This window comes from Burkholderia sp. MSMB1072 (assembly GCF_001524725.1).
In the GTDB taxonomy this organism is placed as follows: Bacteria; Pseudomonadota; Gammaproteobacteria; order Burkholderiales; family Burkholderiaceae; genus Burkholderia.
Genome location: NZ_LOYC01000030.1, coordinates 293,802 through 313,165, shown reverse-complemented (window position 1 = coordinate 313,165; position 19,364 = coordinate 293,802). Strand labels below are relative to the sequence as shown.

Genomic DNA, 19,364 nt, shown 5'->3' with positions numbered 1-19,364 from the left:
AACGTCGTCCCCGTACCGACGGGAAGCTCGGTGTCGTGATCGAACTGGCATCGTTCGACAAGGGCGGTCTCGAGAAGGTCGTGCTCGATTCCGCGATCGCATTCGATCGGGCACGTTTCGATGTCACCATCGTTACCCCGGGCAAAGTTGGGCACCTTGGTACCGTCGCACGCAATGCTGGCTTGCGGGTGGTCGGACTGCCCGCAGCGAACCCGCTTGCGGCTTACGAAAAACTGCTGACCGAGTTGAGTGTCGATATCTCGATGTCTCACTTCTCGAATACTGGCTATCCGCTGTTTGCCCGTCTCGGGATTCCAAATATCACGTTCATCCATAATGTCTATGCGTTCTTTTCGGACGAACAGTCACGAGCGTTTGCCGACAATGATCGCTATGTCGATCGCTACGTTTCAGTTTCGAAGAACGCGACCCGCTTTGCTGTGACGAATCTTGGCGTGTCGGCCGGCAAGGTCGTGACGGTGCCCAACGGTCTTATCCTGTCTGAACACGAGGCGAGGGAAAAGCAGCCACCGAAGCTGACGCGCACGCAGCTCGGTCTGTCGGATTCCGACTACGTGTTCGCGAATGTCGCTTCGTACAATCTGCACAAGGGGCACTACGTGATGGCGGACGCGATGCGCCATTTGTTGGCTCGCAGACGCGACGTCAAGATTCTTTGCGTTGGCAACGTGATCTATCCGCCTCACGTCGATGCGCTTCGCCACTATCTGGTCGAACATGGTCTGGAGCAGCATATTCTGATGCCGGGCTATTTCCCGGATGTTGAAGACGTACATCGCGTTGCGGACGCATTCATCCTTCCGTCGTTCATCGAGGGTTGGAGCATTGCGATGAACGAGGCCATGTTCTATCGCAAGCCGATGATCCTCACCGACACAGGTGCATCCGCCGAAGTCATCGACGATGACGATATCGGGATCCTGATCCCGAATGAATATGGCGATACACCGAATCTGAATTCGAAGTTGCTCGACGAGCTTGCCTACGCACCGAGGGAATACAAGATTGCACCCGCCCTCGCGGACGCAATGGACCAGATGGCATCGAACGCAGCACAGTGGCGTGAAAGAGGGGCGCGGGGGCGTGACAAGATCTACGCGAGCTATAACTTTGCCGATATCGTGACGCGGTACGAATCGATTATCGAAGATGTGGTTAGGGCGCACAACCGATAACGGAAGATACGGATATGGTGAGCTCACTCAAGTCGTTTTACCGATTCGTCAGATGGCGCTTCAAGCCCGCGGTTTGTTTCTATCTGGGGAATCATTTGTTCATGAATTACATGCCTTATCGAATAAGGCATTGGTTCCTTGGCAGATTTTGTCAAGTGAAGATCGGTCGCGATTCAAGCATTGCGATGGGGTGCTTTGTTACGGGGTATCACATTTCGATTGGGGATAATACGGTCGTAAACCGATACACCTATCTGGATGGGCGCGTTCCCTTGACGATCGGGAACAACGTAAATATTTCGCACTACACGTTGATCCAGACGTTGACGCACGATCCACAGAATCGGGATTTCGTATGCTTGTGCAAACCGGTCGTCATTGAGGATCATGTCTGGATCGGTGCTCGCGCCATCATCAGCCCCGGTGTTCGTATTGGTGAGGGCGCAGTGGTGGGAGCAGGGTCGGTTGTGACGCGTGATGTCGAGCCGTACACGATCGTCGCCGGAAATCCGGCACGGTTTATCAAGGAACGGACGCGGGATTTGCGGTATCGATCGCGTTATTTCCCATTCTTTGATACCGATATTCAATGAATTCGTATTTGAGTGTTTTGTGGATGAAATTATTGCCCGGTCTTGAATATGTCAATCTTTAAGTTCCGCAAACCGTCTGCACCTGCGTCCGCTGCACGGAAGAACGCCACCATTTCCGTGGTTATTCCTTTGTATAACCATGCGCGGTATATCGAAGGTACATTACAGAGTGTGTTGTCGCAGTCTTCTCCTGCCGATGAAATCATATTGATCGATGACGGTTCGTCCGATGACGGGTTTGACGTCGCGTCGCGACTTCTCGCAAACGTTCCGCATGCGAACGCCTATCGACAGGAGAATGCGGGGGCTCACAATACGATCAATCGTGCGATTGGCCTCGCCCGCGGCGATTATGTCGCGGTGCTGAATTCGGACGACGTGTTTGCGTCGGAGAAACTCGCTCGTTGCCGGGAACTAATTCAGGAGCGACCCGGCCTGGGGTTGATCGCGGGGCGGGCTGGCATTATGGACGACCACGGCATCGAACAGCACGCTGGTGTTGCGATCGACTGGCTGGCGCGTGCATATGGATTTTTAAGCGATACCGGATTGCCGCAACTGGCGTTGCTGAACGAGAATTTTGTCGCGACGACGTCGAACATGGTATTCAGTCGGGCTCTATGGCAAGCCGCGGGTGGCTTCCAGCCGCTTCGCTACTGTCATGATCTCGATTTCTTGATGTACGCGTTCGCCTACGACAGCGTGTATATCGACCGAGACGTGAAGCACATCGTGTATCGCGTGCACGAAAGGAACACGATCAAGGAAGACTTGAGCAAGGTTCGGATCGAAATCGCGGCGGTTATTGCGCAGGCACTTGCGATGTCGGGGCCGAGAATGTTCTCCGCGCGATTGGACGGAAGCGATCTTGATGCATTCAGACGCTTCCTGCAGAACAAGGGGATGACGGAGATGCTGTGCTTTCTGCAGACCGTCCTTCCGGCATTTCCGACTCGTGCGGCATTCTATGAATATGCTGTCGATGCGCGAAATGCCGATGCATTTCGCGCGGCCGTTGCGGGCTGACCCGTCGCGGCGCCAGAGCAGAACGACCGAGGCCGCGCACGCATGGGGGCGCGACCGTTCTCGTGGCAGAGTCTGCGCGGACTACCGCGTACTCAGATATATCCGAACGTTTTCAGCCCTTCGGTCGCTGTGGCGCAACAGTGGGCGGTGATGTCCGGTGGCAGGCTCGTCTGCCAAGCCGTTGCGCGATCGCTCAGGAACGGCTGCGATAGGTTGAGGTGGCTCTGATCATGGCGCAGTACCGGCGCCCGCTTCGAATTGTCCAGCATGGATTCTTCAAACGGCAGGCCCAGAAATGTCGCAGAGCGCGCCAGAACATCCCGCGGGTTCGAGACGAGATCCTCGTAGCGCACGAGCAGGTAGTTCGCGCGCTCGCGCATGGCGTTGTGCAAGTGGAGATTGGTGTAATTCCACAAGCGAGGGAAATATTCCTCGATGCCTGACGGAGCCCACGTGACGTTTTTGAGGGACAGCATCGTGCCGCGTACGTCGCGGACGATATGGAGAAACCTGATGTCGGAGTCCAGGAGTCCGACCTGTTCCAGCTTTCGGATCGAAAGAAGATCGTCAGGGGTCTTGTCTCCACTCAACCGCTTTCCCGTATTGGATGCAATGCGGCCATAGATCGATGTGAGCACGCCTGCCAAGGTCGGCTCGGCATCACGTAGTGCATCGTCGATGTCCGCGGCGGAGATAAAGGGCTCCAGAACTTCGGGGAAGTCGTCCGTCGACTTGATGATCTTGCCGATCAGCGGACGTGCAACAGACCAGTCGCTGATGCAACCCATGACATGAGCGATTGGACTGATGAGCGTGGTTTGGTTCGGGATGAAGATGTCGCTGTGCAGATTGAGCGACTCCTTGAACAGGGTCGTTCCTGATCGAGGCGAGCCGAAAAGAATGAACATGCTGTGGAGGTGCAATGAACGACGGCCTGACCGCATCACCAAATGAGGGGCGCGGGGCCGCGCGATTCACCGTCAAATGAGTATGCGCGAACCTGTACGACATCGTGGACGCCAAAACGTTCTTGCCAACGTCGTATGTCGTGGCCACGATGCCGGCCAGACCACATGCCCGCATCGACAATGACGGGTAAATGGCTCGTCGTAATGTTTCGAATGCCTTACGATGAAACACATGCACATCCTGTTCACTTAGATAATATTTGACTTGAGATGAGTACTTCGAGAGCCCCGCTAACCGTATCGATCGTCGTCTATCGGCCGGATGTCGAGCGCTTTTTCAAGACGCTCCATAGCTTGCGCGACGCAGTGGGTGCGATGCGTCTACGCGATCCGAACTTTCATGCCGTAATCTGTGTGGTCGACAACGGCGGCACGCCGGATATCTGGGAGGACGTGGCCAGATTGAATGTGGCCGGATTCGAGTGTGTATCATTGAGTGGTCACGGGAATGTCGGGTACGGCCGCGGACACAACCTGTCGATCACGACGGCAAGCAGCGAGCATCACTTGGTTCTGAATCCGGATATCGATCTCGACGAGGATTCGCTCGTGCAAGCGTTGAGCTTTATGTGCAGTCGTCCGGACATCGGGCTTTTGACGCCGAATATTTCCGATGAGAAAGGCGCGATCCAGTATCTGTGCAGGCGTCCTCCGGCGCTATTCGATCTGCTGGTCCGCGGATTTTTCCCGCCGAACTGGAAGGCGCGGTTCGCCAACCGCCTCGCCCACTACGAAATGCGCGACGTGATCAACGACCGCGACGTCGTCTGGGATCCCCCCATCGTCAGCGGCTGCTTCATGCTGTTCCGCACCGAAGTCCTGAAGCAACTCGGCGGCTTCGACCCGCGCTACTTCCTGTACTTCGAAGACTACGACCTCAGCCTGCGTACGCACGAGGTTGCCCGCGTCGCGTACGTCCCGTCGGTCCGCGTGATCCATCACGGTGGCGGCGCATCCCGCAAGGGCTTCGCGCACATCCGCATGTTCGCCGCGTCGGCCTTCAAGTTCTACAACCGCTTCGGCTGGAGGCTCTGGTGAGTCACCTCGTCGTCACCGGCGCGAACGGCTTCGTCGGCCGGGCGGTTTGCCGACTCGCGTTGCAAGCCGGCCACACGGTTACCGCGCTGGTGCGACGTCCGGGCGGCTGCATCGACGGCGTGCGCGAATGGATCCACGACGCCGATGATTTCGCGGGTGTGGATGAAGCTTGGCCTGCCGACCTGGCCGCCGATTGTGTGATCCATCTCGCCGCCCGCGTGCACGTCATGCGTGACGAATCCCCCGATCCCGACGCTGCGTTCGATGCCACCAACGTCGCCGGCACGTTGCGTCTCGCCGACGCCGCGCGCCATCACGGCGTGCGTCGCATCGTGTTCGCGAGCAGCATCAAGGCGGTCGGCGAGGGCGACGGCGGAGTACCGCTGTCGGAAGCGTTCGACCCCGACCCGCAGGATGCATACGGCCGTTCGAAGCTGCGTGCGGAACGGCAACTCGCGCAATTCGGAGCGTCGGTCGGGCTCGACGTCGTCGTCGTGCGTCCGCCTCTCGTCTATGGCCCGGCTGTCCGGGCCAACTTCCTGCGGATGATGGACGCGGTCGCGCGCGGGATGCCGCTGCCGCTCGGCGCGGTTTCAGCGCGCCGCAGCATCGTCTACGTCGACAATCTCGCCGACGCTTTGCTGCGTTGCGCAATCGACCCGCGCGCCGCCGGCGAGTGCTTTCATGTCGCCGACGACGATGCGCCGACGGTCGCCGATCTGCTGCGTCTCGTCGGCGGCGCGCTCGGCAAGCCAGCGCGGCTGATCGCGGTGCCGCCGGCGCTGTTGCGCGCGCTCGGAAAGCTGACCGGTCGCAGTGCGGCCATCGACCGCCTGACCGGTAGCCTCCAGCTCGACACCGGCCGGATCAAGCGCGTGCTCGACTGGCATCCACCCTATACGACCCGCCAGGGCCTCGAAGCGACCGCCGCATGGTATCGTTCGCGCGATACACGAAAATAAAAGCCACATGCTTCTCGCGAATCCCACCTGGCTCACCACGGCCGCAGTAGCTCTGGCCGCCGCATTCGCCTCGACGGCGATTCTCCGCGTACTGCTCGCCACCGGATTGGCCTGGCGTCTTGCCACCGACGTTCCGAATGATCGTTCGCTCCATACGCTGCCGACACCGCGAGTCGGCGGATGGGGCATCGTGCCGGTCTGTGTCGTTGCGCTGCTCACGCTGGCGCCGCGACTGTGGCTGATCGCGATCGCCGCTGCCGGGCTGGCTGCGATGTCGCAGATCGACGACCGGCGCGGGCTGCCGGCCCGTGTGCGGTTCTCGGCGCACCTCGTGGCCGTCGTCGCACTGATCGTCGTGTTCCCGGCCGATGCGCCCTGGTGGCTGCTCGCCGGTGTGGGTTTCGCAATGGTCTGGCTGACGAACCTGTACAACTTCATGGATGGCGCCGATGGCCTCGCGGGCGGCATGGCGCTGTTCGGCTTCGGCGGGTACGCGGTCGCGGCGCTTAGCGGCGCACAGGCGTCGCCCGATCTCGTCGTTTCCGGGGCGGCGGTCGCCGGCGCGGCGCTGGGCTTTCTTCTGCTCAATTTCCACCCGGCGAGGCTATTTCTCGGCGACGCCGGCTCGATTCCGCTCGGCTTCCTGGCCGGCGCGCTGGGCTACTGGGGCTGGCGTACCAATGTCTGGCCGATCTGGTTCCCCGCGATGGTATTCGCGCCCTTTATTGCTGACGCATCTGTAACACTTTTGAGACGTCTGTTACGTGGCGAAAAGTTCTGGCAAGCACACCGTGAGCACTATTATCAAAGGATGGTCCGATCGGGCATAGGTCACGGTCGGACCGCGCTTTATTGGTACCTCATCATGCTCGCGGGCATAATTCTGGCCGTATGGGCAAAGGGCCGCCCCGAACTGCAGCAATGGCTGTCGTTCCTCGCGTGGTATGGCGTCCTGGCGTGGTTCGGATGGTTGATCGACAGGCGCTGGCACCGGTTTCAAGCGGCCGCCGAAAACAATTCTTGAGGTTTCCCGCCGATGTTGCGATCCAGAGCATCTTGGCTGTCCCTGAGTGCTTTCCTGTTCGACCTGACGGCCGTTGTCGCCGCATGGTTGTTCGCTTATCTCGTTCGTTTCAACGGCAGCGTCCCGCACGATTTCCTGAGTGGCGCGCTGATGGCATTGACGTGGGTGCTGCCCGTCTACGCACTGATGTTTCACGGGTTCGGCCTGTATCGCGGGCTGTGGGTGTTCGCGAGCCTGCCCGACCTGATGCGCATCGCAAAGGCCGTAGTCGGCGGCGGCGTGATCGTGATGATCGGCGCCGTGATGTTCCAGCCGCAGCCGATCATCCCGCGCTCGGTGCTGCTCGTGTCGCCGCTGATGCTGTTCCTGGCGATGGGCGGCGCACGCGCGCTGTATCGCGCGACCAAGGAGTACTACCTGTACGGCGGGCTCGTCGGCAAGGGCAAGCCGGTGCTGGTGCTCGGCGCCGGCACGGCCGGCGCGAGCCTTGCGCGCGAACTGTCGCGCTCCGGCGAATGGCGCCTCGTCGGCCTGCTCGACGACGACGTCACGAAGCAGGGCCGCGAAATCTACGGCTACAAGGTGCTCGGCTCGTTCAACGATCTCAAGCACTGGACCGATGCGATGAAGGTCGAATACGCGATCATCGCGATTCCGTCGGCGTCGGTCGAAACCCAGCGTCGCGTCGCGACGCTGTGCGTGCGCGCCGGCGTCAAGGCGATGGTGCTGCCTTCGCTGACCGCACTGATGCCGGGGCAGGGCTTCCTGTCGCAGGTGCGGAACATCGACCTCGAGGATCTGCTCGGCCGCGATGCGGTGACGATCGACACACCGCACGTCGAGGCGCTGCTGCGCGGCCGCGTCGTGATGGTGACGGGCGCGGGCGGCTCGATCGGCTCCGAGCTGTGCCGGCAGATCCTGCGCTTCGCGCCGGCGCAGCTCGTCGCGTTCGACCTGTCCGAATACGCGATGTATCGGCTGACGGAGGAGCTGCGCGAGCGCTTCCCGGATCTTCCCGTCCTGCCGATCATCGGCGATGCGAAGGATTCGCTGCTGCTCGACCAGGTGATGTCGCGCCATGCGCCGCACATCGTGTTCCATGCGGCCGCCTACAAGCACGTGCCGCTGATGGAAGAGCACAACGCGTGGCAGGCGCTGCGCAACAACGTGCTCGGCACCTATCGCGTGGCGCGCGCGGCGATTCGCCACGACGTGCGTCATTTCGTGCTGATCTCGACCGACAAGGCCGTCAATCCGACCAACGTGATGGGCGCGAGCAAGCGCCTCGCCGAAATGGCGTGCCAGGCGTTGCAGCAGACGAGCGGGCGCACGCAGTTCGAGACGGTGCGATTCGGCAACGTGCTCGGCAGCGCGGGCAGCGTGATCCCGAAGTTCCAGCAGCAGATCGCTAAGGGGGGCCCGGTGACGGTCACGCATCCGGAAATCACGCGTTTCTTCATGACGATTCCGGAAGCGTCGCAACTCGTGCTGCAGGCGTCGAGCATGGGGCAGGGCGGCGAGATCTTCATTCTCGACATGGGCGAGCCGGTGAAGATCGTCGATCTCGCGTGCGACCTGATCCGCCTGTACGGCTTTTCGGAAGAGCAGATCCGCATCGAGTTCACCGGGCTGCGGCCGGGCGAGAAGCTGTACGAGGAACTGCTGGCGGACGATGAGGCGACGACGCGTACGCCGCACCCGAAACTGCGGATCGCGCGCGCGCGCGAAGTACCGGACAACCTGCTCGATGAATTGCTGCCGTGGTTGATGCAGCATCGCGTGTTGTCCGACGACGAAGTGCGGCGCGATCTGCGGCGCTGGGTGCCGGAATACCAGACGGCCGTTGCCCCCGTGTTGCAGAGCGTGCCGTCGGTGCGCGTCGCATCCAACGGGTGACGCGATCAGGCTGTGAGCCGCACACGTTGTGACAAAAAAAGCGCCCGGCATGGGCGCTTTTTTGTCTGGAAATCGGCGTATCGCTCAGCGGCTCTGTCGGTGCTTGCGCACTACCATCCATCTGGGCGCCCTGAACCGCACGATGCTGAGATAAAGCCAGACATAAGTGAGCGCGAACAGCACGACGAACACGAACAGATGCACCGTATGCCGCCAGAACAGCGTCGCCGGAATCACTGCGACGAGGCACAGCAGCCACAGATAAGGTGAAGTCAGCGAATTGCGTCGCGTCAGGTCGTGCGCATGCTTCGTCCCCACGGCCCACCGCATCAGCCGCTTGTACACGAGCATATGCAGGTGCACGCCGTCCGGAATCCCCGGCGACATCCCGCGAATGAACTTCTTCCGGTAGATCGAGAAGCAGGTCTCGAAGATCGGATACATGAACAGCAGCACCGGATACCACGCGGACACTTCGCGATTGCGCATCACGAGCATGATCGCGAGCTCCGCGAGCATGAAACCGATGAAATACGCGCCGCCGTCGCCGAGGAAGATCAGTCCGGCCGGGAAATTCCACAGGAAGAAGCCGAGCACGGCGCCCATCATGATGATCGACGCGGACATCACGACCGGGTCGTTGACGTGGAACGCGACGTACGCGAGCGACGCGAACATCATGAAGCTGACCATCGAGGCGAGCCCGTTGAAGCCGTCGATGATGTTGATCGCATTCGCGAGCGCCGCGACCGCGAGCACCGTGATGAACGCCGAGATGGCGACATACCCGAGCAGGAAATCGAGCGGCGGCACGCTGATGCGCTTGACCGCGATGCCCATCAGCCAGAACGCCAGCGCGGCCGCGCCCATCGTGCAGAGCAGCCGTGCGCGCGGCGACACGCGCTTGGTCAGGTCCTCGACGAGGCCGGACAGGAACGCCGGCAACCCGCAGGCAGCGATCCCGAGAATGCTGCCGGCGATCGTCGGATAGCGCCGCGATACGAGCAGCGCCGCCACGACGACTCCGGCGAGGATCCCGATGCCCCCCACTCGCGGCACCGGCCGCACGTGGAATTTCTGCACGCCGGCCAGGTCGCTGTCGATCGAGAATTTCTCGTGAAGGTGCGCGTAGCGCACGATGAACAGCGTGACGAGCAAGGAGACGATGAAGCCGGACGCGAAGCTGAGCATGGGATCGCTCGAAAAATGGACAGCGGATTATACAAAACCGCGCGGGTTCCCCTCCTGCCATCGCCAGTGGTCGGCACACATTTCCTCGATGCCGAGCGTCGCACGCCAGCCGATGATGTCGGCGGCGGCCTGCGGGTTCGCATAGCACTCGGCGATGTCGCCCGGGCGGCGCGCGACGAGTTCGTACGGCACCGGGCGGCCTGACGCCTTCTCGAACGCACGCACGACTTCCAGCACGCTATAGCCCTGGCCGGTGCCGAGGTTCACGACGAAGCTCGCGTCGCGCTTGGCGAGCGCGTCGAGCGCGGCGATGTGCCCCTTCGCGAGATCGACGACGTGGATGTAGTCGCGCACGCCGGTGCCGTCCGGCGTCGGGTAGTCGGAGCCGAACACGCGCAGCTTCTCCAGCTTGCCGACCGCGACCTGCGCGACGTAGGGCATCAGGTTGTTCGGAATGCCGGCCGGATCCTCGCCGATCAGCCCGCTCGCATGCGCGCCGACGGGATTGAAGTAGCGCAGCGTCGCGATGCGCCACGACGGGTCCGAGACTTCGAGATCGCGCAGGATCTGCTCGGCGATCAGCTTCGACTGGCCGTACGGGTTGGTTGCGGACAGCGGGAACGATTCGTCGATCGGCGAGCGCTCGGGCACGCCGTACACGGTCGCGGACGAGCTGAACACGAACTGCCTGACGTTGCGCTCGCGCATGACCTTGAGCACGGCGAGCAGGCCGCCGATGTTGTTCTGGTAGTACTCGAGCGGCTTCGCGACCGATTCGCCGACGGCCTTGAGCGCCGCGAAGTGAATCGTGCCGGTGATCGGGTGCGCGTCGAACACCTTCGCGAGCGCGGCTTCGTCGCACACGTCCACCTGGTGGAACGCGGGCGTCTTGCCCGTGATCTGCTCGATCCGGCGCACGGACTCGGCCTTGCTGTTGACGAGGTTGTCGACGATCACGACGTCGTAGCCGTTGTCGAGCAGTTCGACGGCCGTGTGCGAGCCGATATAGCCGGCGCCGCCGGTGACGAGGATGGTGCCTTTAGCGGTCATTGCTGATGCGCTCCTTCAGAGTGTGAATCCTGTCAACGAATGGATGGTCTCCCTGTAACGTTCGACGACCTGCTGTTCGTCGAATTCCGCCGCGACCTTGTGCCGGCCGCGTGCGCCCATCGCCGCACGGCCTTGCGGTCCGAGCGCGATCATGCGATTCAGTTGCTCCGCGAGGCTCGCGCTGTCGCGCGCGCGGCACAGGAAGCCCGTTTCGCCGTCGGCGACGACGTCGCGGCAGCCCGGCACGTCGGTCGCGACGATCGGCCGCCCCATTGCCGATGCCTCCATCAGCGTGCGCGGCACGCCTTCGCGGTACGACGGCAGCACGACGCAATCGGCCGCCGCGATGTGCGGGCGCACGTCGTGCGCTTCGCCGAGATACTCGACGATGCCTTCGCCGACCCACGCGTCGACATCCGCGCGACCGATCGCGCTCGGATTGTCGACGCCGAGCGGCCCGAGCAGCTGGAAGCGCGCGTTCGGGACGCGCTCGCGCACGCGGCGCGCGGCCTCCACGTATTCGCGCACGCCCTTGTCCCACAGCAGCCGGCCGATCAGGATGAAGACGGGCGCGTCGCCGGCGGGCAGCGGCACGGGCGCGAACTGGTCGAGATCGACGCCTTCGCCGTGCAGCAGCCGCGCGCGCTCGGGATGCGCGAGCAGCCGTTCGTCGGCGAAGGTCGCGAGATCGTCGCGGTTCAGGAACCAGACTTCGCGCGGGAAGCGGAACGCGAACCGGTACAGGCGTTTCGCGACGCTCGCCGCGCGGCTCTTCTGGATGAATACGTAACCGAGCCCCGTCGTCACCGCGATCGACGGCACGCGCGCGAGCCACGCGGCCACCGAGCCGTAGATGTTCGGCTTGATCGTGTAATGGAACACGAGATCGGGCCGCAGCGCGCGGTAGTGGCGCACCAGCGCGGCGAGCGTGCCGAGATCCTCGCGCGGGCTCGTGCCTTTCGACGCGACCGCGAGCGCCACGTAGCGGCAGCCCATCTGTTCGAGCAGCGGCACCGTGCGGTCGTGCGGCGCGATCACGACGACCTCGGCGCCGCGCGCGACGAGCGCACGGATCAGCCCGTGGCGGTACGTGTAGATCGCCCAGGCCGTGTTGCAGACGAGCGCGATGCGCAGCGGGGAGGTGGCGGACATGAAAAAAAGAAAAAATAAAGCGTCGAAATTGCCGAACGGGCCGGATACGCGTCAGGCGGACGGCCGCGCGGCGAACAGCGTCTGCTTGATCCGCTGCAGCGTACGGTACGGCGTCACGAAATGCAGCAGGTTCTTGGCGAGGCCGGCCCAGTCGTACGGGTTCAGCACGTTGAAGTGGCGCAGCAGCAGCGTGAGCGTCGACACCAGCTGGCGCCGGCGTTTGGTCGCACTGATCCCGCCCTCGTTAAGCTCGTAATACAGGCCGAGTTCCGGCAGGTTCGCGCAATCGTAGCGTTGCATTAACCGTAAAAAAAGATCGAGATCCTCGGCTGCGCGGTACTTCGCGCGATAGTTGCCCACTTCGCGCACGGCGTCGATGCGCAACATGACCGACGGATGCACGAGCGGCGAGCGCAGGAAGCGCGTGCGGCGCAGCGTGCGCGGATCGGTGGGCGGCGTCAGCATGAAGCGCGGCTCGCCGGCGCGCGACACGACCTGCGTCCACATGCCGACGCAGGCCACGCGCGGGTGGGCGCCGAGATAGGCGCGCTCTTTCGCGAGGCGCTGCGGCGCGGCGAGATCGCCCGCGTCGATGCGGGCCGCGTAGCGGAAACCGCGCGCCGCGAGCGCATCGATGCCGGCCGCCAGTGCGCGTTCGATGCCGCCGTTGCGCGGCATGCGCAGCACGTCGGTCGACAGGCCCGGCAAGTCGGGCGCGACGATCGGCGGCGTGCTGCCGTCGTCGACGATCAGCACGTGCACGGGCGCATCCTCGCGAAACGACGCGAGGGTGCGGACGACGTCGTCGTGCCCGTTGTAGGCCGGCATCAGTACGGCCACGTCGTCGAGCGGGGGCGGGCAATCGGGGGACGTCATGTTCGCAGCTTGAAACGGATGTAATAAAAGTTGACGGCAGCGGCGGCCAGGTAGCCGGCCGCCAGCCCGACGAGCGCGCCGTACAGGCCGAGCCGCGGGATCGCGAACAGGTTGACGAGCGCGGCGATCGCCAGCGCGAGCAGCCATTTCGTCAGCAACACGAATTTTGCTTGATATTTGAGCACGATAAGATTGCCTATCGCCTCGATGCCGGCCGGCACGGACAGCCAGACGGCCCAGCGGAAGATGTCGACCGACGCCTCGTAGCCGCGGCCGAACACCTTGCCGACGATCAGCGGGGCGGCCGCGTCGAGCACGAGCGCGCCGGCCGTCATCAGGCCGGCCGTCATCGCGATCAGCCGGACGATGTTGCGGCGCAGCCGGGCGACGTCCTGCACGCGGTAGACGAAGGCGGGCGCGATCGTCTGCGCGAGCATCAGCGCGAGCGTGATCCAGTTCTCGTTGAGCTGCTGCGCGGCCGAATAGCGGCCGAGGTCGGCGAACGATACGTGGCGCTCGAGCATCAGGCGGTCGAGCTTCAGGAACAGGTACATGCAGATGAGGCCGAGCCAGAACACGGTGCCGGCCGTCGCAAAGTGCCGGAACAGCGGGGTATCGAACGTCCAGCCGAGCGTACCGCCGTTACGGTGACGGTAGTACAGCAGCAGCGCGAAGCCGATCGCGGCGGCTTCCAGTGCCCACAGCCACGCGAAGCGGGCGGGCCCGGCGGCCGCGCGCACCAGCAGCCAGACGAGCAGCGCCTTGGCGAGCGCGGTGACCATGCTGGTGACGAGCTGCGGCTTGCTGTAGGTCATGCTCTGCAGCCACGCGTTGATCACGCCGACGAACGGCTCGCGGAACACCATCGTGACCGCCAGGCCGGCGAGCATCGCGCCGACCAGCGGGTCGAAGGCGCCCGCGGCGATCGCGATCCAGGTCGCGACGAGCGCGGCCGCCGACACGGCGATGCGCAGCACGAACGCGCTGCCGAGCACCGCACCGAGCTGGGCCGGCGGGCGCTGGACGATGGTCGGGACGAGGATTTCCGCGCCGCACACCCAGGTGAGCGGCGCCAGTACCAGGAGAAGCGTATTCGCATACTGCCATTTGCCGAACACATCTGGCCCGAAATAACGGGCCAGCAGGCCGCTGATCGCGATCGCGACGCCGATCTGCGTGAGCCGTTCGAGCCCGAGCCAGACGAGGTTCGCGACGGCCTTCGCGACGTCCGGGTTGCCGAAGCGCTTCAGCATGCGCGGCAGCGGCGGTGCGCGCGGCGGGCGGCCGGAAACGGCGGGTGGGCGGCGGCGGGACGGCTAGGCATTAAAATGGGCGACATGCGCGTCATCAAAACCCGCGATTATAAGTGGGATCGCGGCTGCTCCAGCCGTTGCTCGCCGTGTCGTGCCGGCAGGCACGTATCATGTGCGGGACCCGCGAACGGCGGCCGCGCAAGCCAGACAATTTTCCATGCACGCAACCGAGAGAAGAGAATCGATGATTTCCCAATCCATCTTCAAGGCATATGACATTCGTGGCGTGGTCGGCAAGACGCTCGACGTCGACACCGCGCGCGGCATCGGCCGGGCATTCGGCAGCGAAGTGCGTGCGCAGGGCGGCGATGCGGTCGTCGTCGCGCGCGACGGCCGCCTGTCCGGGCCGGAGCTGGTCGGCGCGCTGGCCGACGGCCTGCGTGCGGCCGGGGTCGACGTCGTGGACGTCGGCATGGTGCCGACGCCGGTCGGTTATTTCGCGGCGAACGTGCCGCTGGCGCTGAAGGGCGGCGAGCGCCGCGTCGATTCGTGCATCGTCGTCACGGGCAGCCACAACCCGCCCGACTACAACGGCTTCAAGATGGTGCTGCGCGGCGCCGCGATTTACGGCGAGCAGATCCAGGCGCTGTACCGCCGTATCGTCGACGAACGGTTCGAGACGGGCAGCGGCACGTATGAAGCGATCGACGTCGCGGACCAATACATCGCACGCATCGTCGGCGACGTGAAGCTCGCGCGGCCGCTGAAGCTCGTGGTCGACGCCGGCAACGGCGTCGCGGGCCCGCTCGCGACGCGCCTCTTTAAGGCGCTCGGCTGCGAGCTCGTCGAGCGCTTCACCGACATCGACGGCACGTTCCCGAACCACCACCCCGATCCCGCCCACCCGGAGAACCTGCAGGACGTGATCCAGGCGCTGAAGGACACCGATGCGGAGCTCGGCTTCGCGTTCGACGGCGATGGCGACCGCCTGGGCGTCGTCACGAAGGACGGCCAGATCATCTATCCGGACCGCCAACTGATGCTGTTCGCGGAAGAAGTGCTGTCGCGCAACCCGGGCGCCCAGATCATCTACGACGTGAAGTGCACGCGCCACCTCGCGCAGTGGGTGAAGTCGAAGGGCGGCGAGCCGCTGATGTGGAAGACGGGCCACTCGCTCGTGAAGGCGAAGCTGCGCGAGACCGGTGCGCCGCTCGCCGGCGAAATGAGCGGCCACGTGTTCTTCAAGGATCGCTGGTACGGCTTCGACGACGGCCTGTACACCGGCGCGCGCCTGCTCGAGATCCTCGCGAAGACGGCCGATCCGAGCGCGTTGCTCAACAGCCTGCCGGACGCGATGAGCACGCCCGAACTGCAGCTCTGGCTCGACGAGGGCGAGAATTTCCGCCTGATCGACAAGCTGCAGAAAGAGGCGAAGTTCGACGGCGCCGAAGAAGTCGTGACGATCGACGGCCTGCGCGTCGAGTATCCGGACGGCTTCGGTCTCGCGCGTTCGTCGAACACGACGCCGGTCGTCGTGATGCGTTTCGAGGCGGAGACGCAGGAAGGGCTCAAGCGCATCCAGGAAGACTTCCGCCGCGTGCTGACGGCCGCGAAGCCGGACGTCAAGCTGCCGTTCTGAGCGCCGGCGGCCGGCGGGCCGCCCGTACGACGGCCGTTCGTCGGCCGTGCATATCCCGAAAAGCGGCGCGCGCCCCGGGCGCGCGGCCGCTTTTTGTCTATCCGGCCCTTCGGCCGGGATAAAATCCCCCCTTTATGTCCGTCGCCGGCTGCCAGCCGGCGTTTTTTCAGCGTGCAAAAGATCCTGATCGTGCGCGTGTCGTCGCTGGGCGACGTCGTGCACAACATGCCGGTGATCGCCGATATCCGGCGCCGTCACCCCGATGCGCAGATCGACTGGCTCGTCGAGGAAAGCTTCGTCGACCTCGTGCGGCTCGTCGACGGCGTGCGCAACGTGCTGCCGTTCTCGCTGCGCCGCTGGCGCAAGAAGCCGTTCTCGGGCGCGACGTGGCGCGAGATCCGCGCATTCCGTCGGCGCCTCGCGGCCGAGCAGTACGACCTCGTGATCGACTGCCAGGGCCTCATCAAGACGGCGTGGGTCGCGAGTTGGGCGCGCGGCCCGCTCGTCGGGCTCGGCAACCGCACCGACGGCGCCGGCTACGAATGGCCGGTGCGTTTCTTCTACCGCAAGCGCGTGCCGATCGCGCCGCGCACGCACGTCGTCGAGCGCTCGCGCCAGCTCGTCGCGGCCGCGCTGGACGACCCGGCGCCGACCCCGGCCGATCCGGTCGAATTCGGCCTCGACACGCGCGCGGCGGCGCTCGCGGTGGCCGCGCTCGGCCTGAACCTGCCGGTGCCGTACGTCGTGTTCGTCCATGCGACGTCGCGCGCCGACAAGCAGTGGCCGGACGCCGCATGGATCGAGCTCGGCCAGGCGCTCGTGCGGCGCGGTGCGTCGCTCGTGCTGCCGTGGGGCAACGACGCGGAGCGGGCGACCAGCGAGCGGCTCGCGAAGGAGTTCGGCGCGGCGGCGATCGTGCCGCCGAAGCTGTCGCTGCCGGCCGTGGTCGGGCTGATCGACGGTGCGGCCGCGACGGTCGGGGTTGATACAGGTCTGGTTCACATCGCGGCCGCGCTGAAGCGTCCGACGATCGAACTGTACAATTTCGCGACGGCCTGGCGGACCGGCGGCTACTGGTCGCCGAACGTCGTCAATCTCGGCACGGCGGGGCAGCCCCCGTCGATCGCGCAGGTGAAGTCGGCGCTCGCGGGCTTCGGTCTCCTGTAACGCTGTCCACACGCGAACCGATCATGAGCGAATCCCAGATCATCGAAGTCCCGTCCGCCGACTGGAGCGGACACAACCTGTCGGCGCCGCGCGAGCAGTTGCTGGCCGCGGTCGAGGAAGGCAAGGTGCTGTATTTCCCGCACCTGCGCTTCGCGATCGAAGGCGGCGAGGAAGCGCTGCTCGATCCGGCGCTCGCCGATCCGAAACGCAAGAACATCAGCCTCGCGCCGAACGGCGGCGCGCTCGCCGGCGTGCTCGGCGACAGCGTCACGCAATCGGCCGTGCGCGCGCTCGTCGCGCGCTTCCAGCAGCAGGCCGGCACGCTCGTCGACGGCCTCTTTCCCGAATACCGCGGCAAGTTGCGCGTCGCGCCGACGAGCTTGCGGCTGATGCAGGTCGAGACGCGCCAGACGTCGTGGCGCAAGGACGACAGCCGGCTGCACGTCGATGCGTTCCCGTCGCGGCCGAACTACGGCGAGCGCATCCTGCGCGTGTTCACGAACGTGAATCCGGCCGGCGTGCCGCGCGTGTGGCGTGTCGGCGAGCCGTTCGAGGACGTCGCGAAGCGTTTCCTGCCGAAGATCCGGCCGCAGTTCCCGGGCTCGGCCTGGCTGCTGAACCTGCTGCACGTGACGAAATCGCCGCGCAGCGCGTACGACCACCTGATGCTGAACCTGCACGACGGGATGAAGGCCGATCTCGACTACCAGAAGACTTGCCCGCAGCAAACGATGCCGTTTCCGCCGGGCAGCGTGTGGATATGTTTCTCGGATCAGACTTCGCACGCTGTGATGTCCGGCCAGTTCATGCTCGAGCAGACCTTCTTCCTGCCGGTCGATGCGATGGTCCGCCGCGAATGCGCGCCGCTCGGCATTCTCGAACGCCTGACGGGCAGGGCGCTGGTTTGAGCGCGCACCTGTTTCGACGCCATACCCGGGCGGCCGCATGCTGAGGGCGATCTATCGCACGCTGTGGTGGCTCGTCGCGCCGGCCGCGGTCATCCGGCTCTATGTGCGCTCGCGCAAGGAGCGCGGCTATCGCGAGCATATCGGCGAGCGCTTCGGTCACGTCGCGGGCCGCTCGCGCGACGACCGCGCGCCGCTGATCTGGGTGCATGCGGTGTCGGTCGGCGAGACGCGCGCGGCGCAGCCGTTGATCGATGCGCTGCTGCGTGCGCGTCCCGATGCACGCATCCTGCTCACGCACATGACGCCGAGCGGTCGCGCGACCGGCGAACAGATCTTCGGCGACCGGGTGTTGCGCTGCTACCTGCCGTACGACATGCCGGGCGCGGTGCGGCGCTTCCTGCACGCATGGCGGCCGACGCTCGGCCTCGTGATGGAAACCGAGGTGTGGCCGACGCTGATCGACGAGTGCCGCCGCGCGGACGTGCCGCTCGTGCTGACCAATGCGCGGATGTCCGCGCGTTCGTTCCGGCGCGCGGCGAAGTTCGGCGCGGCGACGCGCGACGTGTTCGGCGGCTTCTCGCGCGTGCTCGCGCAGAGTCCGGCCGATGCCGAGCGGCTGACGTCGCTCGGCGCACGCAACGTGACCGTGCTCGGCAACCTGAAGTTCGACATGACGACGCCGCCGGAACTCGCGGCGCGCGGCCATGCATGGCGCGATGCGATCGGTGCGCGGCCGGTGTGGGTCGCCGCCAGCACGCGCGAGAACGAAGAAGCGCTGGTGCTGCAGGCGTTCGCGGAAATGCGCACGCCCGGCGCGCTGCTGGTGCTCGTGCCGCGTCATCCGCAGCGCTTCGCCGAAGTCGAGGCGCTCGTCGCGCGCAGCGGGTTCAAGTGCGTGCGGCGCTCCGTCTGGGCCGCCGATGCGGCCGCGCTCGCGGCGGGCCGTCCGGCCGCCGAACCGCTGCCGGACGACGTGACGGTGCTGCTCGGCGATTCGATGGGCGAGCTCGGCGCGTACTACGCGGCGGCCGACATCGCGTTCATCGGCGGCAGCCTGCTGCCGCTCGGCGGGCAGAACCTGATTGAGGCATGCGCGGTCGGCGTGCCGGTGCTGATCGGGCCGCACGTGTTCAACTTCACGCAGGCGACCGCCGATGCGGTCGCGGCAGGCGCCGCGATGCAGGTCGAGGATCCGCTCGATCTCGCGCACGTGCTCGACGCGCTGTTCGCCGACAAGGCGCGGCGCATCGCGATGGGCGCGGCCGGCGCGGCCTTCGCGTCGCGTCACCGCGGCGCGACCGCGCGCACGGTCGACGTGCTCGCCGCACTGCTGCCGCCCGCCGAAGCCGGCGTGCGTGCGTTGCCGGACGCCGTCGACGACGACGCATGACGGGACGGGCGGCGCGCTGCCGCCCGGACACGCGC

At 64.8% G+C, this 19,364-nt stretch carries 17 protein-coding genes; 11 read left to right on the top strand and 6 right to left on the bottom strand.

Features of this window, described 5'->3' with window-relative positions; translation table 11 throughout:
• Positions 1-35 precede the first annotated feature (35 nt).
• The 3 genes from WS89_RS14845 to WS89_RS14840 are packed head-to-tail and all read left to right on the top strand — an operon-like array spanning position 36 to position 2,815.
• Positions 36-1,196 (top strand): glycosyltransferase family 4 protein, encoded by a 1,161-nt coding sequence (locus WS89_RS14845; RefSeq protein WP_373558389.1) that lies wholly within the window; start codon positions 36-38, stop codon positions 1,194-1,196.
• 14 nt (positions 1,197-1,210) lie between these two features.
• Positions 1,211-1,789 carry an acyltransferase gene (locus tag WS89_RS32410; protein WP_082741866.1) on the top strand — a complete coding sequence of 193 codons (579 nt, stop codon included), beginning with the start codon at positions 1,211-1,213 and terminating at the stop codon, positions 1,787-1,789.
• A 48-nt stretch (positions 1,790-1,837) separates the two neighbouring features.
• Entirely contained in the window at positions 1,838-2,815 is a 978-nt protein-coding gene (locus tag WS89_RS14840) for a glycosyltransferase family 2 protein (RefSeq protein WP_059791660.1), read from the top strand.
• A 92-nt stretch (positions 2,816-2,907) separates the two neighbouring features.
• Here WS89_RS14840 and WS89_RS14835 read toward each other — a convergent pair whose 3' ends face one another.
• A complete protein-coding gene (locus WS89_RS14835) occupies positions 2,908-3,723 on the bottom strand; it encodes a sulfotransferase family protein (RefSeq protein ID WP_059791952.1) in 816 nt (271 codons plus the stop codon).
• 270 nt (positions 3,724-3,993) lie between these two features.
• Between WS89_RS14835 and WS89_RS14830 the strand changes: the two genes are divergently transcribed.
• The 4 genes from WS89_RS14830 to WS89_RS14815 are packed head-to-tail and all read left to right on the top strand — an operon-like array spanning position 3,994 to position 8,703.
• Positions 3,994-4,821 carry a glycosyltransferase family 2 protein gene (locus WS89_RS14830; RefSeq protein WP_059791658.1) on the top strand — a complete coding sequence of 276 codons (828 nt, stop codon included), beginning with the start codon at positions 3,994-3,996 and terminating at the stop codon, positions 4,819-4,821.
• Entirely contained in the window at positions 4,818-5,783 is a 966-nt protein-coding gene (locus WS89_RS14825; RefSeq protein ID WP_059791656.1) for a UDP-glucose 4-epimerase family protein, read from the top strand. Before WS89_RS14830 ends, WS89_RS14825 begins: the two co-directional genes overlap by 4 nt.
• Positions 5,784-5,790: 7 nt before the next feature.
• Positions 5,791-6,807 carry an MraY family glycosyltransferase gene (locus WS89_RS14820; RefSeq protein ID WP_059791653.1) on the top strand — a complete coding sequence of 339 codons (1,017 nt, stop codon included), beginning with the start codon at positions 5,791-5,793 and terminating at the stop codon, positions 6,805-6,807.
• A gap of 12 nt (positions 6,808-6,819) precedes the next feature.
• Entirely contained in the window at positions 6,820-8,703 is a 1,884-nt protein-coding gene (locus tag WS89_RS14815) for a polysaccharide biosynthesis protein (protein WP_059779478.1), read from the top strand.
• An 84-nt stretch (positions 8,704-8,787) separates the two neighbouring features.
• Here WS89_RS14815 and WS89_RS14810 read toward each other — a convergent pair whose 3' ends face one another.
• From WS89_RS14810 to WS89_RS14790, 5 genes are read right to left on the bottom strand one after another with little or no spacing between them, the layout of a single operon-like run.
• On the bottom strand, positions 8,788-9,894 hold the full coding sequence (locus WS89_RS14810) for an MraY family glycosyltransferase (protein ID WP_059499848.1): 1,107 nt from the start codon (positions 9,892-9,894) through the stop codon (positions 8,788-8,790).
• Positions 9,895-9,921: 27 nt separating this feature from the next.
• On the bottom strand, positions 9,922-10,944 hold the full coding sequence (galE, locus tag WS89_RS14805) for a UDP-glucose 4-epimerase GalE (protein WP_059791651.1): 1,023 nt from the start codon (positions 10,942-10,944) through the stop codon (positions 9,922-9,924).
• A gap of 15 nt (positions 10,945-10,959) precedes the next feature.
• Positions 10,960-12,096, bottom strand: a complete 1,137-nt coding sequence (locus WS89_RS14800) for a glycosyltransferase family 4 protein (RefSeq protein ID WP_059791650.1) — start codon at positions 12,094-12,096, stop codon at positions 10,960-10,962.
• Positions 12,097-12,147: 51 nt separating this feature from the next.
• On the bottom strand, positions 12,148-12,972 hold the full coding sequence (locus tag WS89_RS14795; protein ID WP_059791648.1) for a glycosyltransferase: 825 nt from the start codon (positions 12,970-12,972) through the stop codon (positions 12,148-12,150).
• Positions 12,969-14,225, bottom strand: coding sequence for a lipopolysaccharide biosynthesis protein (locus WS89_RS14790; RefSeq protein ID WP_059499852.1), 1,257 nt, complete (start codon positions 14,223-14,225; stop codon positions 12,969-12,971). The genes WS89_RS14795 and WS89_RS14790 overlap by 4 nt, the downstream gene beginning before the upstream one ends.
• Before the next feature lie 244 nt (positions 14,226-14,469).
• On the opposite strand from WS89_RS14790, the gene WS89_RS14785 reads away from it, so the two are divergent.
• The 4 genes from WS89_RS14785 to waaA all read left to right on the top strand — a co-directional run bounded on the left by WS89_RS14785 (position 14,470) and on the right by waaA (position 19,329).
• On the top strand, positions 14,470-15,864 hold the full coding sequence (locus WS89_RS14785; RefSeq protein ID WP_059499854.1) for a phosphomannomutase/phosphoglucomutase: 1,395 nt from the start codon (positions 14,470-14,472) through the stop codon (positions 15,862-15,864).
• 171 nt (positions 15,865-16,035) lie between these two features.
• Complete coding sequence (waaC, locus tag WS89_RS14780) at positions 16,036-17,031, top strand: lipopolysaccharide heptosyltransferase I (RefSeq protein WP_027783735.1); 996 nt, start codon at positions 16,036-16,038, stop codon at positions 17,029-17,031.
• A 23-nt stretch (positions 17,032-17,054) separates the two neighbouring features.
• A complete protein-coding gene (locus WS89_RS14775; RefSeq protein WP_027810762.1) occupies positions 17,055-17,939 on the top strand; it encodes a Kdo hydroxylase family protein in 885 nt (294 codons plus the stop codon).
• 37 nt (positions 17,940-17,976) lie between these two features.
• On the top strand, positions 17,977-19,329 hold the full coding sequence (gene waaA / locus WS89_RS14770; protein WP_059791646.1) for a lipid IV(A) 3-deoxy-D-manno-octulosonic acid transferase: 1,353 nt from the start codon (positions 17,977-17,979) through the stop codon (positions 19,327-19,329).
• Positions 19,330-19,364: the final 35 nt, after the last annotated feature.